Consider the following 16,521-nt stretch of genomic DNA (forward strand, 5'->3'; position numbering starts at 1 on the left):
GCAAAAGGAGATCCGTCGTGATCAAGTCACTTCCTGTTATCGCCATCGCCCTTGTCATGGGGCTGTCCGCGTGCAACCCGACGCTCGAGCGTGCGGCGATCGGGGCCGCGATCGGCTGCGTCGCGGGCCAAGTTCTTGTCAATGGCCGCTGCGTCGAGGGCGCGGTGATCGGCGGCGGGGTCGGCGCGATCACGCGCTGAACCGTTGCGTCCCTGCGCGGATCAATCCTTGCCGCGATAGGGTTCGACGTATTGCAGCGCCATGTCCCAGGGGAAGAAGATCCAGGTGTCCTGGCTTACCCCGGTGATGAAGGTGTCGACCATCGGTTCGCCCTTGGGCTTGGCGTAGATCGTGGCGAAATGGGCCCTGGGGTAGAGCTGGCGCACCAGTTCCAGCGTCTTGCCGGTATCGACCAGGTCGTCGACGATCAAGACCCCTTCGCCATCGCCCATGATGGCGGCGTCGGGGCTTTTGAGCACTTCGGCCTCGCGGCGCTGGTGGGCCTTGCCGCCGCCGGCGTGGTAGGATTTGACCGAGATCGTGTCGACGGTGCGGATGTCGAGTTCGCGCGCGACGATCATCGCGGGCGCCATGCCGCCGCGCGTGATGGCCACGACAGCGCGCCAGGCGCCGTCTTCGCCCGGGCCGCGCTTGTCGAGACGCCAGGCCAGCGCGCGGGCGTCGCGGTGCAGCTGGTCCCAGGAGACGTGGAAGCCCTTTTCATGGGGAAGCGGCGTGATCATGGCGTCAGCCTTCCTTTTTCTCGAGGCTCAGGTCGGGGGCCTCGGGGTTTTTCATGCCGATGACGTGGTAGCCCGCGTCGACGTGCAACACCTCGCCCGTCACGGCGCTGGACATGTCGGACAGAAGATAGAGGGCGGATTGGCCGACCTCGTCCTGGGTCACGGTGCGCCGGAGCGGCGAGTTGTATTCGTTCCATTTCAGGATGTAGCGGAAATCGCCGATACCCGAGGCCGCCAGCGTCTTGATCGTGCCCGCCGAGATCGCGTTGACGCGGATGCCGTCGCGGCCCAGGTCCTCGGCCAGATACATCACGGAGGCCTCGAGCGCGGCCTTGGCCACGCCCATCACGTTGTAATGCGGCATGACCTTTTCGGCGCCGTAATAGGTGAGCGTGAGCAGGCTGCCGCCATTGGGCATCATCTTTTCGGCGCGCTGGCAGACGGCGGTGAAGGAATAGACCGAGATGTTCATGGTCATCGCGAAATTTGCGGGGCTGGTTTCGACGTAGCGGCCGCGCAGCTCGTTCTTGTCGGAAAAGCCGATGGCATGGACCACGAAATCGAGGCTGCCCCATTCGGATTTGAGCGTGTCGAAGAGCGCGTCGAGCGAGGCTTCGTCGCCCACGTCGCAGGGCACCATGAGCGAGGAGCCGAGGCTTTCGGCCAGGGGCTGCACGCGCTTCAAGAGCGCCTCGCCCTGGTAGGAGAAGGCCAGTTCCGCGCCCTCGGCCGCCAAGGCCTTGGCGATGCCCCAGGCGATGGATTTATCATTCGCAAGACCCATGATGAGCCCGCGTTTGCCCGTCATCAAACCCATCGGTGTCCCCGTATCTGCCGCGATGCTTTTGCCGTTCTCGTAAGCCATCGCCCGGACGGCTTCAAGAGAGGCAGGCTTGCCCATGGGCTTGTCGCGGCGCTACTTGGCACCATGATGTGACACCAATGGCCATGCGAGGGAGCGGGATATGAGCGACAGGGGCGGTATTTTCGCGGGCGAGGATCCTTTCGTGATCGCGCAATCCTGGCTGAAGGAGGCGGAGGCCAGCGAGATCAACGATCCCAATGCGATCGCGCTGGCAAGTGTCGATGCCGAGGGGATGCCCAATGTGCGGATGGTGCTGCTGAAGGAGATCGAGGCCCATGGCGCAGGGCAGGGGGCCTTTGTCTTCTACACCAATTACGAGAGCGTGAAGGGGCGCGAGATCAGCGCTGCGGGCAAGGCCGCCTTTGTCATGCACTGGAAATCGCTGCATCGGCAGGTGCGGGTGCGGGGGCATGTGACGCGCGAGGACGGGCCGCAGGCGGATGCCTATTTCGCCTCGCGCTCGCTCAAGAGCCGGCTGGGGGCCTGGGCGTCGAAACAGTCGCAACCCCTGTCGGGGCGCGCGGCGTTGGTGGCCGAGGTGGCCAAGGTGACCGCACAGCACGGGCCCAACCCGGCCAGGCCGCCGCATTGGGGCGGGTTCCGCATCACGCCGGTCGAGATCGAATTCTGGGCCGACGGGGCGTTTCGCCTGCATGACCGGTTCCGCTGGACCCGTGCCGATGCGGGGTCGAGCTGGTCGGTGGCGCGGCTCAACCCGTGAGTTTTCGCGCGGTTTGATATACACCGTCAAACGAATTCACGTGGCGTGAATTTGCAAATGACTGAATCCGAACATCATTTTGTCCTTGTATGCAACGCGCCGTCACGACAAATCTAGGGTCGGGACGATACACATGAGTTTGTGAAATGGGATATGCCACCATGGCTGATGTTACGGAGAGTGCGCCGACCCAGATACGGGGACGGGTGAAGTGGTTTGATGCCGGCAAGGGCTTCGGCTTCGTGCTGAACGATGATGGTGGCGGGGACATCCTGTTGCATGCCAATGTTTTGCGGAATTTCGGACAGGGATCGGTCGCCGAAGATGCGCGGATCGTGATCCTGGCGCAGGAGACGCCGCGCGGCATCCAGGCCGTCGAGGTGCTGGAGATCGAACCCCCCGAGGGGCTGGAAGGCGATGACATCGAGGGCGGCGACGTGGCCCCCGACGTGCCCTTCGTCGCGGCACGGGTGAAATGGTTCGACAAGGCCAAGGGCTTCGGGTTTGCCAATGTCTTCGGTTTCCCCGAAGATGTGTTCGTGCATGTCGAGGTGCTGCGCCGGTTCGGCCTGGCGGATCTGCAACCGGGCGAGGCCGTGGCGATCAAGGTCGTCGAAGGACCACGCGGCAAGATGGCCGTCGAGGTGCGCAGCTGGGATTACGTCTGACCGGGGGCATCCGCGCCCGGAGCGGGGAGTGGGGATGCGTCTTGCGGTTGTGATCGCGGCCTTTGCGGCCAGTCTCGTGTTCGTGTCGGGCGGCTGGGCCCAAGCGTCGTGCAGTGCCGAACGGCTCGAGATGCGGGGCGATTTCGGCAGCGTGCGGTTCCGCGTCGTCGTGGCCGACACGCCGCAGGAGCGGGCGCAGGGCCTGATGCATGTCCCCGAGATGCCGCGCATGAGCGGGATGCTGTTCGTCTACGAACGTCCGCAGGCGGTCAGTTTCTGGATGGAAAACACGCTGATCCCGCTCGACATGATCTTTGCCGACGAGACCGGCGTGGTGCGGCGCATCCACGAGAACGCGATCCCCCTGGACCGCACGCCCATCCCCGGGGGGGAGGGCATCCAGTACGTGCTGGAGATCAATGGCGGGATGGCCGCGCTGCTGGGTCTTGGGGTGGGCGACGAGATGCGCCATCCGGCGATTGCCCAGAACCTTGCCGCCTGGCCCTGCGCCGCGGAGTGAGCCGGGGCTTTCCAAGGCGGCGCGCCCGCGCTAACAGGGCGCAAGTCGGGGCGTAGCGCAGCCTGGTAGCGCGTCTGTTTTGGGTACAGAAGGCCGTGAGTTCGAATCTCGCCGCCCCGACCAAATCCCTCTATTTGCTATCTATCGATATGTGGTGCGCTCGAACGTGTCACAACATGTTGTGGTCCTGCACTGGCCAACGGCAGCATGAGGGCGCGCGGCGGGTTGGGCGGGCCTGTGGACAAGCTTCATCCATCGCCTGACGTGCAGGGGCCAAATGTCCTGTCGGAAAGGGAAATCCGTTCGGGGGGTGGTCGCGGTCGATCTGGGGGTGAATCAGGCGCCCCGGACGGATCGGGACAGTCTTGTGATTGCAACAAAAAAAACACCCGCAGCCGTCCAAAAAAAACGTTGACCGCACCCGGCAACCTACGTCAGTTTGTGTGGGCCGACGAGCCGCCCACTAGATATGGTGGCCAGAGGCGGGGACGGGGATCTACCCATCGACATCGCGAACCAGCCTGCGGATGCGGGCGTGATTGTGCCTTCGGGTGCAAGGGGAACGCGCCTTTGGCGCGGCGCGACGGGGTTTGCCTGTTCCGAAGAGAAAGACGGTCAGAGCGCGCAGATGCTGGCAGACCGCGGATAGGGAACCGTTGGGCTAACAAGGGGCAGCCGACATGAAAATCGAACGCAGGTTCACGCGGGATGGCGCAGACGTCTACGCCGATCTGGACTTCACCACGACGACCTCCGAAATCCGCAACCCGGACGGCACGGTAGTGTTCAAGCTCGACAATGTCGAAGTGCCCGCAGGCTGGAGCCAGGTCGCATCCGACGTGATCGCGCAGAAATATTTCCGCAAGGCGGGCGTGCCGGCACGGCTAAAGCCGGTCAAGGAAAAGGGCGTTCCCGAATTCCTGTGGCGGCAGGTGGCCGACGAGGAGGCGTTGGAGACGCTGCCCGAAGAGGCGCGCTATGTCGGCGAGACCTCGGCCAAGCAGGTGTTCCGCCGTCTGGCGGGCGCATGGGCCTATTGGGGCTGGAAGGGCGGCTATTTCACCGCCGAGAGCGATGCCCGCGCCTATTTCGAGGAAATGCAGCTGATGCTGGCGCGCCAGATGGCCGCGCCCAACAGCCCGCAGTGGTTCAACACCGGCCTGCACTGGGCCTATGGCATCGACGGCCCGAGCCAGGGGCATTTCTATGTCGACTGGAAGACCGGCAAGCTGACCAAGTCGTCGAGCGCCTATGAGCATCCGCAGCCGCATGCCTGCTTCATCCAGTCCGTCGCGGACGACCTGGTGAACGAGGGCGGGATCATGGACCTGTGGGTCCGCGAGGCGCGTCTGTTCAAATACGGCTCGGGCACGGGCACCAATTTCAGCCACCTGCGTGGCGAAGGCGAGAAACTGTCGGGCGGCGGCAAGTCGAGCGGTTTGATGGGCTTCCTCAAGATCGGTGACCGGGCGGCGGGCGCGATCAAGTCGGGCGGCACCACGCGCCGCGCGGCCAAGATGGTGATCGTGGATGCAGACCACCCCGATATCGAAGCCTTCATCGACTGGAAGGTGATCGAGGAGCAGAAGGTGGCAAGCCTTGTCGCGGGCTCCAAGACGCATGAGAAGATGCTGAACGCGATCTTTGCCGCGATCGGGGCCTGGGACGGCGCGATCGAGGATGCGGTCGATCCGGCCAAGAACGAGGGCCTGAAAAAGGCGATCCGGGCCGCGAAATCGGCCGCGATCCCCGAGACCTACATCAAGCGCGTGCTGGATTACGCCAAGCAGGGCTACACCGGCATCGAATTCCCCACCTATGACACCGATTGGGACAGCGAGGCCTATTCCAGCGTCTCGGGCCAGAATTCCAACAACTCGATCCGCGTCACCGATGCCTTCCTCAAGGCGGTCGAGGAGGATGCAGATTGGAACCTCGTGAACCGGGTCGGCGGCAAGGTTGCCAAGACGATCAAGGCGCGCGAGCTGTGGGAAAAGGTCGGCCATGCGGCATGGGCCTGTGCCGATCCGGGCATCCAGTTCCATGACACGGTCAATGCCTGGCACACCTGCCCCGAGGATGGGGCGATCCGCGGCTCGAACCCGTGCTCGGAATACATGTTCCTCGACGACACGGCCTGCAACCTGGCGTCGATGAACCTGCTGACCTTCTATGCGGGCGGCAAGTTCGATGCGGAAAGCTACATCCACGCCTGCCGTCTGTGGACGCTGACGCTGGAAGTGAGCGTGATGATGGCGCAGTTCCCGTCCAAGGAGATCGCGCAACGCTCGTATGATTTCCGCACGCTGGGTCTGGGCTATGCCAATATCGGTGGCCTGTTGATGAACATGGGTCTCGGCTATGACAGCCCCGAGGGCCGCGCGATGTGCGGGGCGCTGACGGCGATCATGACCGGCGTGTCCTATGCGACGAGCGCGGAGATCGCGTCGGAACTGGGCGCTTTCCCCGGCTTTGCCAAGAACCGCGAGCACATGCTGCGCGTCATCCGCAACCACCGCGCCGCCGCCCATGGCAAGACCGACGGCTACGAGGGGGTCAACGTGAACCCGGTGGCGCTCGACCATGCCAATTGCCCCGACCGGACGCTGGTGGCGCTGGCCAAGCAGGCCTGGGACGAGGCGCTGGCCCTGGGTGAAAAGCACGGCTACCGCAATGCGCAGGCGACCGTGATCGCACCGACCGGCACCATCGGTCTGGTGATGGATTGCGACACGACCGGCATCGAGCCCGATTTCGCGCTGGTGAAGTTCAAGAAACTGGCCGGTGGCGGCTATTTCAAGATCATCAACCAGTCGGTTCCGGGTGCGCTGGAGACGCTGGGCTACAGCTCGAGCCAGATCGAAGAGATCGTCGCCTATGCCGTGGGCCATGGCACGCTGGGCCAGGCACCGGGGATCAACCATACCTCGTTGATCGGGCACGGGTTCGGCCGGGCCGAGCTGGAGAAGATCGAAGCGGCGCTGCCGTCGGCCTTCGACATCCGGTTCGTGTTCAACCAGTGGACGCTGGGGGCGGAATTCTGCACCAAGACGCTGGGCATTCCGGCCGAAAAGCTGAACGACCCGACCTTTGACATGCTGCGTCACCTGGGCTTCACCAAGGCCGAGATCGACGCTGCCAACGACCATGTCTGCGGGACCATGACGCTGGAAGGCGCGCCCTTCCTCAAGACGGAACATTACCACGTCTTTGACTGCGCCAACCCCTGCGGCAAGAAGGGCAAGCGCTACCTGGGTGTCGACGCGCATATCTACATGATGGCGGCGGCGCAGAGCTTCATCTCGGGGGCGATCTCCAAGACGATCAACATGCCCAATTCCGCGACCATCGAGGATTGCCAGAAGGCTTACGAGCTGTCCTGGTCCTTGGGCGTGAAGGCCAATGCGCTCTACCGTGACGGCTCCAAGCTGTCGCAGCCGCTGGCATCGGCGCTGGTCGAGGATGACGAGGAGGCGCAGGAGGTGCTGGAGAATGGCACCACCATGGAAAAGGCGCAGGTCATCGCCGAGAAGATCGTCGAGAAGATCGTCGTCAAGGAAGTGATCAAGGCGCATCGCGAAAAGATGCCCGACCGCCGCAAGGGCTATACCCAGAAGGCGATCGTGGGCGGCCACAAGGTCTATCTGCGGACGGGTGAATACTCGGACGGGTCGCTGGGCGAGATCTTCATCGACATGCACAAGGAAGGTGCCGGGTTCCGGGCGATGATGAACAATTTCGCCATCGCGGTGTCGGTCGGTCTTCAGTACGGCGTGCCGCTGGAGGAATTCGTGGATGCCTTCACCTTCACCAAGTTCGAACCGAGCGGGATGGTGCAGGGCAACGACTCGATCAAGAACGCGACCTCGATCCTCGACTACATCTTCCGCGAGCTGGCTGTCAGCTACCTGGACCGCACCGATCTGGCGCATGTGGCCCCGCAGGGCACGAGCTTTGACGATGTGGGCCGGGGCGCCGAGGAAGGCGTGTCGAACATCCGCGAGGTTCCCGAAAGCCGGGGGTCGACGCCGATCGAAGTGCTCAAGCAGGTCGCATCGACCGGTTATCTGCGCAAGCGCGCACCGCAGGAATTGCTGGTGTTCCAGGGCGGGGCCGATCCGGTCGCGACGCTGGAGACGCTGATACCAGAGGTGCGGGGCGGGGGCACGATTGCCGCGGTCGCCACGACCACGGCGGTGACCACCGGCACGGTCAGCATGGATGCGGCGACGCGGGCCAAGATGCAGGGCTACGAGGGCGAGGCCTGCGGCGAATGCGGCAACTACACGCTGGTCCGCAACGGCACCTGCATGAAGTGCAACACCTGCGGCGGCACGAGCGGCTGCAGCTGAGCACAGCAGATCGGGCGCGCCCCTGTCCCATGCGGGCGCGTCTGACACACGGGGTGGGTGCGCTCGCCCCTGACGCGGATCAGGCCGCAGGCAGAAACTTCGGGCGGAATATCAGAGCCTGATACGCGAAACTTGAACGGGGGGCCTTTGCCCCCCGCTTTTCTTTTGCATCAATGGGTTGTGGTGCAATCTTCAGGTTGCGGGGCGGAAGGCGAAGCCCTCGGACAGACGTTCCACCCGGCCGATGCCGCCATGGCCGCAATGGAAGCCCACGACCGCCATGTCATCCGCCGTGATCCGGTCGAACAGCGCAAGCCGCGTCTGGGCGGCCATGGCCGGATCCTGATCCGAGCCGGAGATCCATTGAGGACGGGCAAAGGCCACGTGGTCATTGCCGATCGCATCGCCCAGGATCATCGCCGCGCCATCGACCGCGAAGGCCAGATGCCCCGGTGTATGGCCGGGGGTGAGGGCGGCGGTGACGCCGGGCAGAACCTCGTCCCCGTCGGCGATGCGGGTCATGCGATCCGCGATCACCTCGAGCCGGCGCTGCGCGCCCACGGCAAAGGCCGCCCGTTCCGCGCCGATGCTGGCGACGGTGCCGTCATCCATCCAGTAGTCGAATTCGACCGCGCCCATCATGTGTTCGGCATCGGGAAAGAAGGGTTCGTCGAAATCGTCGAGCACGCCCCAGAGATGGTCGGGATGGCCATGGGTGAAGATGACATGGGTGATGTCGAAGGGATCTATCCCTGCGGCCTCCAGCGCCTCGGGCAGGCGGCCCACACCGGGCTGGAAGGTAAGGCCCGAGCCCGCATCGAAGAGCGCGAGCGTGTCGCCCCGGCGCAGGAGCGTGACATTGCAGGGCGGGGTCAGCGCCGCGCCCCGGTCGATCCCGAAACCGGACAGGAGGGGGCCAAGCTCATCCTGCGGCATGGGGCCGAAGATGAAATCGGCGGGCAATTCGAGATTGCCGTCGCTGAGCGTGATCAGCTCGGCATCGCCCAGGGTGAGAATTGTCTGGCTCCAGCCGCGACGGGGCAGGGCGCTTGCGGCCAGAAGGGCCGTGCCGGTGGCCATGAGCTGGCGGCGTGTGATGTGCATGGTCTGGGTCTCCTCCCCGTTACGGGGGGAGCCTAGCGCGGGCAACACATGCAGGAAAGCGGATATGTTGAGCTGTCATCGGCGGAAATCGGCGTCTTGTCGGTCGGTTCACCGAATCGATGCAGCTTTGCATCCCATGGTTGCATGATGGCGGCAGGGGCGCGGATGACCGGAGGGTGCGACATGCCGGGTGCAGGACAGATCGTGACGGGGGCGGCTTTGGTCGCGGCGGGCGCGCTGGCGGCCTTGTGGGTGCCGCAAGGGCTGCTGGGGGCCTTGGCGCTCTTGGCGCTTTTGCGGATCTGCTGGCTGGAGGACAATATCGTCTCGGACCTGTTCGGGCGGGACCGGCCGCCGCCGGGCTATCGCAACGCCGCTGATCTGCGCCGCGTGCTGGTGCTGCGCCTGTTGGGGATATGGCCCAAGGCCGAGGCGGAGGTTTCGGCGCACCTGGTCGCCACGGCCATGCGGACGGAGGCGCAGGTCTGGGGCTGCCTGCTGATCGCGATGGCGGCGGGTCTTGTGGCGCAACACGGTGTTTTCGGGAGCGCGATGAACCTGTGCCTTGCTGCCGTGCTGTTCGGTCTGGCGCTCAGGCGGGCGGACAGGCTGGCGCTGTCGCTGGGCCATTGCGAGGCGGGGCGCGCGCTGCCCGATCATCTGCTGGTCCCCGCGCGCCGCCGGTTGCTGGCGGAGCGCAAGCGTTAGAGCGCGTCGCGCTCATTCGCATTCACGCACCGCTCTCCAACCTTTTGATTTCGCATGTCCGGGGAGCGCAAAACCGGTTCCCACTTTTGCGCGACATGCTCTAATCAGCCGAGGTGGTGATCACGGGCTTCATGCGGGCAAGGATGTCATCGGCGAGATGGCATTTGATCTGATGCCCCTCGGCCAGGGTGCGGGTGGGGGGCACCGTGGTTTCGCAGAGATTTCCCGGCACGTCGGATTTCCAACGGCACCGGGTCTGGAACGGACAGCCGGGCGGCGGGTTCATGGCCGAGGGAATATCGCCCTCGAGCACAATATGCTGTTTCTGGACGGAGGTGTCGGCGATGGGGACAGCCGACAAGAGCGCCTCGGTATAGGGGTGATAGGGGGGGCTGAAGACCTGATCGGTGGTGCCGATCTCGACCACATGGCCCAGATACATCACCATCACCCGGTCGCTGAGATAGCGCACGATGCTCAGATCGTGGGAGATGAAGAGAAGCGTTGTCTTCTCGCGGCGCTGGATTTCCATCAGGAGGTCGGTGACGGCGGCCTGCACCGACACGTCGAGCGCGGAGACCGGTTCATCGGCCACCACGATGCGCGCACCGCCCGCAAAGGCCCGCGCGATGCCGACGCGCTGTTTCTGTCCGCCCGAGAGCTGGCGCGGCATGCGGTCGGCAAAGGCGCGGGGCAGTTTCACGAGATCGAGCAGGTCGAGCATCCGCGCCCGCCTGTCCGCGTCACTGTCGCCCACGCCGAAGATTTCGAGCGCGCGGATGATCTGGCGGCCCACGGTCATGGAGGGGTTGAGCGTGTCGAAAGGGTTCTGGAACACCATCTGGATCGAGGAGATCGTGCGCGTATCGCGCTTTTCGATCGGGATCTGTTCGATCGCGCGATTGTCGAGAAAAACACTCCCCTCGGTCGCGGTCTCGAGCCCCATCAGGACCTTGGCGAGGGTGGATTTCCCGCAGCCGCTTTCGCCCACGATGGCGAGCGTTTCGCTTTCGCGGGCCTCGAAGCTGAGGGTTTCATTGGCCTTGACCACGCGCGTCTCGCCGCCGCCGAACATGGAATTGGCCGCGACCTCGTAGTATTTGCGCAGGTTCTCGACGCGCAGCACCACGTCGCCGGCCTGCGATTTCTCGGTGCTGTCGCCGGCCGTGATCGGCGCGTCCCAGTCGATCTCGGCATGGCGCAGGCAGCGGGTGGCGTGGCGGTCGCCCTGATCGAGATCGGCCATGGGGATATCGGTGCCGTCGCACCGGCCCGATTGGAAATAGTCGCAGCGGGGACCGAAATTGCAGCCCTGCGGGCGTTCATGGGGCAGGGGGAAATTGCCGGGGATCGCCACGAGCGGGCGCGAGGTCTTGTCGGCACCGGGCAGGGGGATCGAGCGGAAGAGCGCCTGCGTATAGGGGTGGCGCATCTGGTCGAAGACATCGGTGATGGCGCCGGTTTCCACCGCCTCGCCGGAATACATCACGCAGATCCGGTCGCAGGTTTCCAGCACCAGACCCAGGTTGTGGCTGATGAAGAGCATCGAGGTGCCGTATTTCCGGCCCAGATCCTTGACCAGATCGACCACGGCCGCCTCGACCGTCACATCGAGCGCGGTGGTGGGTTCGTCGAGGATCAGGAGCGAGGGTTTCGACATCAGCGCCATGGCGATGACGATGCGCTGCTGCTGGCCGCCCGAGAGCTGGTGGGGATAGCTGCGCAGCATCCGTTCGGGATCGGGCAGGCGGACATCGGTCACGACCTCGAGGGCGCGTTTGCGGGCCTCTTCGCGGGAAATGCCCTCGTGGATCATGGGCACTTCCATCAGCTGTTCGCCGATGCGCATGGCCGGGTTCAGCGAGGCCATGGGTTCCTGGTAGATCATCGCGATCTCGCGGCCGCGGATGGCGCGCAATTCCTGCGGCGACAAGGTGTTGAGGTCGCGGCCCTTGTACTTGATCGAGCCGCCGACGATGCGCCCGTTGACGCCGAGATCCTGCATCACGCCAAGCGCCACCGTGGATTTGCCGCAACCGCTTTCGCCCACCAGACCCATCGCCTCGCCCGGCATGACGGTGCAGGAAAAATCCATCACCGCGGGGATTTCGCGCAGCCGCGTGAAGAAGGAGATCGAGAGGTTCTCGATCTCGAGGATCGGGCCGTCATAGGCCTCGGGCAGGAGGGCGCTGGCGTCGGGGGCTTGGTCGAGCATGCTCATGCTCCTTTCTGCGGGGGCGGGCAAATCTTCGTACGAAGATTTGCGGGTCGAATTTTCGTACGAAAATTCGGCATCGTCAGTCCTTCAGGCTTTCTTCGCGCAACCCGTCCGCCAAGAGGTTCAGGCCAAGAACAAGGCTCATGAGGGCAAGGGCAGGGGGAAGGGCGGGATGGGGATAGATCGTCAGGAGCCTGCGCCCCTCGTTGATGGTCGATCCCCAATCGGGGCTTTCGGGGCTGACGCCGAGGCCGAAAAAGCCCAGCGTTCCCAGAAGGATGGTGGTGTAGCCGATGCGCAGGCAGAAATCGACGATCAGGGGGCCACGCGCGTTGGGCAGCATTTCCCAGAGCATGATGTACCAAGGGCCCTCGCCGCGCGTCTGACCGGCGGCCACGTAATCGCGCGTCTTGATGTCGAGCACGATGCCCCGGACGATCCGGAAGACGGTGGGCGAATTCACGAAGACGACCGAAACGAAGACGATCAGGAGATTGCCCGGAACGTCGAAAAGATCGAGCATCTCGGGCCAGAGCCGGAAGAGACGCGGCAGTTCCGGGTCCGACGGGTTCGAGATGAGCGAGAGATAGGCCACCCCGCCGACGATCACGGTCGCCCCCACCAAGAGGTTGCGGCGCGGCGGATCGGTGCGGAAGCGCGAGTTGAAGAGCACCACGAGAAAGACGATGGGAAAGATGAACAGCACCATCGACAGGTAATTGGGAATTCCTGCGGCCACGATCTCGGGCGTGACGAGAAGGTAGAAGAGCAAGATCACCGGGAAGGCGAGGACGAGATTGGCGAGGAAGGTGATGATCGTGTCGAGCTTGCCGCCGAAATAGCCCGCGGGCAGGCCCAGCGTGATGCCGACCATGAAGGCGAAGAGCGTGGCGAGCGGCGCGATCTTGAGCACCTCGAAGGCGCCGAAGATCATCCGGCTGAAGACATCGCGCCCAAGCGCATCTCCGCCCAGGAGATACCATGCGAATTGCCCTTCGGCGGGGTTGGGAAGGGGCGTGCCCGGCACCTCGTTGCGCATCCCCGAAACCACGCTGATCGGGCCGTGGGTGGCGATCATGCCCGAAAAGATCGCGGCAAAGACCCAGAACATCACGAGGGCAAGGCCGATCATCCCGATCGGGCTGTCGAAGAGTTTGCCGTAAAGGCCGAGCTTGCGCTTGAAGGCGATGGAGAGCGCGAAAAGGGCTGCAAGGGAAACCCAGACCGGGGTGAGGCGAGCTGCAACCCCGCCGATGATGCCCGCGTGCAGCGGATCGGCCAGGAGGATGCCACCAAGGATATAGCCCAGCACCCCCAGCGCGAAGACAAGCGTTGCGAATTTCATCGCGGCCACGGCGAGATCGACAGGGGTGCGGCGCAAGGTGAGCGTGCGATCGGCGTTCACCACCACCTCGCCCGGTCTGACGCCGACGAGGCTGAGCGCAAAATTGGCGACAAAGCCCGTGGCAAAGAGCGCCGCGGAAAGCGCGAGGATGGGGTTGAGGAAGGGGCCCAGATCACCCGACCATGTGAGCGGTTCCATGGTGCGTCCCTCCTTCAGGCGATGCGGATGCGCGGGTTGAGGAAGACATATCCGATGTCGGATATGAGCTGCGTCACCAGCACGACGAACACGGCGACGATGGAACAGGCCAGAAGCAGTTCGATGTCGTTGTTGGAGGCAGCCTGTACCAGCGTCCAGCCAAAGCCGTTGTAGTTGAAGAGCGTCTCGACGATCACCACGCCCGTCAAAAGCCACGGGAATTGCAGCATGATCACGGTGAAGGGCGCGATCAGCGCGTTGCGGAGCGCGTGTTTGAGCACGATGTTGCGGAAGCTCACGCCCTTGAGCCGCGCGGTGCGGATGTATTGGGCGGTCATCACCTCGGCCATGGAGGCGCGCGTCATCCGCGCGATATAGCCCATGCCGTAAAGGGCGATGGTCATCACGGGCAGGGTGAAGTTCCAGAAGGTGACATCATCCATCGCGCTGCGGGCCGAGCCAAGGAACAGCGTGCCGCTGTCAAGCCAGCCCCATTCGACCAGAAGCGGCGACAGCCCGATCTGGGAGGAGGCCAGAAGCACGATCAAGATGACGCCCGAGACATATTCGGGCGTGGCCGTCGAGGCGATGGAGAGTGTCGAGAGGGATCGATCCAGCCGCGAGCCTTCGCGCATGCCTGCCAGAACGCCCACGAAAAGCGCCGAGGGCACCATGACGGCAAAGGCCCAGAACATCAGGATGCCGGTGAGCTGCAAGCGCCCGCCGATGATGTTGGACACCTCGTCGGCCGAAACGGTGGAATAGCCCAGATCGCCCTGCAGGAGACCGCAGAAACGGTCCGCATCCTCGGGGGCCTGTCCGTCTTCGAGGCAGCGGCCGCGCCATTCGCCGGTCACCGGGTCTTCGCGCAGCCAACCGGGCACCACGCCCAGCCATTCGCCGTAGCGCATCACCAGGGGGCCGCCATAGCCGTTGCGGTCGAGCCAGGAGATCACCTCGGCATCGCTCATGCGGGCGTTGCCCTGGGTCTTGGCCAGTTTCTCGAGGTTGGGGGCGAGATTGGTGAGGAAGAAGACCACGAAGGTCAGGCACAGGGCCGTGAGAGCCATCACGCCGATCCGGCGGAGGATGAAGAACGCCATCGATTTTCCCTGTCATTGCGGCCCGTCTTGCGGGTCTTTTGGGAGGGTCCGCCGGGGGCGGGCCATCCGGTCGCTGGGCTGTGGGAGACGGGCGGGGTGCAAGCCCCCGCCCGGTCCGGATCAGGCCGAAAGGCCGAGATGGTGGATGTTGATCTCGAACTTCGGATGCATGTCGGCGTTCACGACGCCCGGACGGTAATGCCGGAACAGCGAGCGCCAGTAGGGCACGATGGTCACGGCCTCTTCCTGCATGATCTGTTGCAGGCGGGCCATCACCTCGCGGCGGGCATCGGCGTCCTGGATCCCGTTCGCCTGGTCGAGCAGACTGTCGAATTCCGCGTTGGAGAAGGCGGTTTCGTTCCAGGCCACGCCCGAGCGATAGGCGAGGTTGAGGATCTGCACACCCAGTTCGCGGTGGTTCCATTCGGTCGCCGAGAACGGATAGCTCAGCCAGTCGTTCCAGAAGGTGGAGCCCGGCAGAACCTCGCGCGTGACGGTCATGCCGGCATCGCGCATCTGGGCTGCGACCGCGTCGCAGGTGAAGCGGCCCAGACCGTCATCGAGCGAGATGAGGGTCAGTTCCGTGTCGCCGTGGCCTGCCGCCTGAAGCCGGGCCATGGCCGCGGCCTTGTCCACGGTCATCGGGGGCAGCTGGGCGTATTCGGGGTGGATCGGGCAGACATGGTGGTTTTCGCCGACCGTGCCCTGTCCGTTGATGCCCAGTTCCAGGACGACGTTCAGATCGACGGCTTCAAGGATCGCGCGGCGCACCTCGACATTGTCGTAGGGCGCGTTGAGCTGGTTGAAACGCACCGCCAGCGTCGCGCCGGTCGTGGCATCGGAGCGTTCCCAGCCGACGGCCGAGAACAGATCGACGAATTCGCCGACCGTCTGGTAGGTCATGTCGAATTCACCGGCTTCGGCGGCCGCGAACCATGCCGCGGGATCGGTGCCGAGGTCGACGAAGGTGACATCGTCCAGATAGGCATTGCCCCAGTAGGCGTGATCGGGGGTGCGTTCCAGCCGGGCCGAGATGCCGACCTGGTAATCGGCGAACCGGTAGGCGCCGGTGCCCACGTTGTGATCGAGCGGGTTGGTGCCGATCAGGTCGCGGTGCTGGATGGCGGACGGGTAGTCGGCGATGCCGGGGATCAGCGTGATGTCGGGCGCGGGCAGGTTGATCTGCACGGTCAGGTCATCGACGACGACGATACCGCCCTCGCGCGCCTGCCCGGTATCCGCATCGACGAGCCCGCCCATGCGCGCGGCCATCGAGTTGCCCTCGACCGTGCTGTCGCACCAGCCGCGGAAATTGGCGGCCACGTCTTCGGCGGTGAAGGCATCGCCGTTGTTCCAGGTGACGCCGGGGCGCACGCGCAGCGTGTACTGGGTCACGTCGGCATTGGTTTCCCAGCCTTCGAGCAGTATGCCGCTGAAGCTGCCGTCGCGGTTGTATTCGACGAGGTATTCCAGAAGGCCGCGGGACACGTTGCCCATCTCGGACCAGTCATAGGTGCGCGGGTCCTTGAGCGCGAGCACTCCTTGCTGGATGCGCAGGCTGCCGCCCATCGGGGGCGTCGCGCGCTGTGCCATGGCGGGCTTGAGCCCGATCAGGCTGTAGGCGGCGGCGGCGCTGAGGCCCAGCGCGGTCGAACGCACGAGGAATTCGCGGCGGCTCAGTTGGCCCGCCTTGTATTCCCGTGCGTACATCTCGGCCGCAGGATGGCTGGCCGGACGCGCCGGTTTGGTGGGGTCGTTCATGTTTCGTCTCTCCCTGTGACGTCATGGGTCGTGTCGCGCGGAAAGGCCACGCGCGGTCTTGGAGCCGGCTGCAACCCTTGAGTGAACACGTCACCATTCCGCAGGGTTTCCGCACAGCCGTCAATCGCAAGTTGCGAAGGGTTATCGTTCATTTGCGACATCGACCGGTAGGAAAAACGACAAGGCCTTGAGGCGCAACCCCTTTTCGGCCTTTT

13 protein-coding genes and 1 tRNA gene are annotated in these 16,521 nt (G+C 64.4%); 7 read left to right on the forward strand and 7 right to left on the reverse strand.

Annotated features, from left to right (window positions below; translation table 11 throughout):
- Nucleotides 1–17: 17 nt before the first annotated feature.
- A complete protein-coding gene (locus AABA51_RS06735; protein WP_338275717.1) occupies nt 18–200 on the forward strand; it encodes a hypothetical protein in 183 nt (60 codons plus the stop codon).
- Between the two features lie 21 nt (nt 201–221).
- Here AABA51_RS06735 and gpt read toward each other — a convergent pair whose 3' ends face one another.
- A complete protein-coding gene (gene gpt / locus AABA51_RS06740; protein WP_338275719.1) occupies nt 222–743 on the reverse strand; it encodes a xanthine phosphoribosyltransferase in 522 nt (173 codons plus the stop codon).
- 4 nt (nt 744–747) lie between these two features.
- Nucleotides 748–1,560 carry an enoyl-ACP reductase FabI gene (fabI, locus tag AABA51_RS06745; protein ID WP_338275720.1) on the reverse strand — a complete coding sequence of 271 codons (813 nt, stop codon included), beginning with the start codon at nt 1,558–1,560 and terminating at the stop codon, nt 748–750.
- Between the two features lie 148 nt (nt 1,561–1,708).
- Here fabI and pdxH point away from each other — a divergent pair, with 148 nt between their 5' ends.
- The 5 genes from pdxH to AABA51_RS06770 all read left to right on the forward strand — a co-directional run bounded on the left by pdxH (nt 1,709) and on the right by AABA51_RS06770 (nt 7,869).
- Nucleotides 1,709–2,329 carry a pyridoxamine 5'-phosphate oxidase gene (gene pdxH, locus AABA51_RS06750; RefSeq protein WP_338275723.1) on the forward strand — a complete coding sequence of 207 codons (621 nt, stop codon included), beginning with the start codon at nt 1,709–1,711 and terminating at the stop codon, nt 2,327–2,329.
- 161 nt (nt 2,330–2,490) lie between these two features.
- Nucleotides 2,491–2,997: a cold-shock protein gene (locus AABA51_RS06755; RefSeq protein ID WP_338275726.1), complete on the forward strand. Its 507-nt coding sequence runs from the start codon at nt 2,491–2,493 to the stop codon at nt 2,995–2,997.
- Nucleotides 2,998–3,031: 34 nt separating this feature from the next.
- On the forward strand, nt 3,032–3,517 hold the full coding sequence (locus tag AABA51_RS06760) for a DUF192 domain-containing protein (protein WP_338275728.1): 486 nt from the start codon (nt 3,032–3,034) through the stop codon (nt 3,515–3,517).
- A gap of 46 nt (nt 3,518–3,563) precedes the next feature.
- Nucleotides 3,564–3,640: transfer RNA gene (locus tag AABA51_RS06765), tRNA-Pro, on the forward strand.
- 557 nt (nt 3,641–4,197) lie between these two features.
- Complete coding sequence (locus tag AABA51_RS06770) at nt 4,198–7,869, forward strand: vitamin B12-dependent ribonucleotide reductase (protein ID WP_338275731.1); 3,672 nt, start codon at nt 4,198–4,200, stop codon at nt 7,867–7,869.
- 192 nt (nt 7,870–8,061) lie between these two features.
- Here AABA51_RS06770 and AABA51_RS06775 read toward each other — a convergent pair whose 3' ends face one another.
- On the reverse strand, nt 8,062–8,973 hold the full coding sequence (locus AABA51_RS06775; RefSeq protein WP_338275734.1) for an MBL fold metallo-hydrolase: 912 nt from the start codon (nt 8,971–8,973) through the stop codon (nt 8,062–8,064).
- Between the two features lie 183 nt (nt 8,974–9,156).
- Here AABA51_RS06775 and AABA51_RS06780 point away from each other — a divergent pair, with 183 nt between their 5' ends.
- Complete coding sequence (locus tag AABA51_RS06780; protein ID WP_338275735.1) at nt 9,157–9,681, forward strand: hypothetical protein; 525 nt, start codon at nt 9,157–9,159, stop codon at nt 9,679–9,681.
- A gap of 100 nt (nt 9,682–9,781) precedes the next feature.
- Here AABA51_RS06780 and AABA51_RS06785 read toward each other — a convergent pair whose 3' ends face one another.
- The 4 genes from AABA51_RS06785 to AABA51_RS06800 form a co-directional block, all read right to left on the reverse strand.
- Nucleotides 9,782–11,896, reverse strand: a complete 2,115-nt coding sequence (locus AABA51_RS06785; RefSeq protein WP_338275738.1) for an ABC transporter ATP-binding protein — start codon at nt 11,894–11,896, stop codon at nt 9,782–9,784.
- An 82-nt stretch (nt 11,897–11,978) separates the two neighbouring features.
- Nucleotides 11,979–13,442: an ABC transporter permease gene (locus AABA51_RS06790; RefSeq protein ID WP_338275740.1), complete on the reverse strand. Its 1,464-nt coding sequence runs from the start codon at nt 13,440–13,442 to the stop codon at nt 11,979–11,981.
- A gap of 14 nt (nt 13,443–13,456) precedes the next feature.
- A complete protein-coding gene (locus tag AABA51_RS06795; RefSeq protein WP_338275742.1) occupies nt 13,457–14,545 on the reverse strand; it encodes an ABC transporter permease in 1,089 nt (362 codons plus the stop codon).
- A 120-nt stretch (nt 14,546–14,665) separates the two neighbouring features.
- Entirely contained in the window at nt 14,666–16,306 is a 1,641-nt protein-coding gene (locus tag AABA51_RS06800; RefSeq protein ID WP_338275744.1) for an ABC transporter substrate-binding protein, read from the reverse strand.
- Between the last annotated feature and the right edge of the window lie 215 nt (nt 16,307–16,521).

Source organism: Roseicyclus marinus, from assembly GCF_036322625.1.
Taxonomy (GTDB): Bacteria; Pseudomonadota; Alphaproteobacteria; order Rhodobacterales; family Rhodobacteraceae; genus Roseicyclus; species Roseicyclus marinus_A.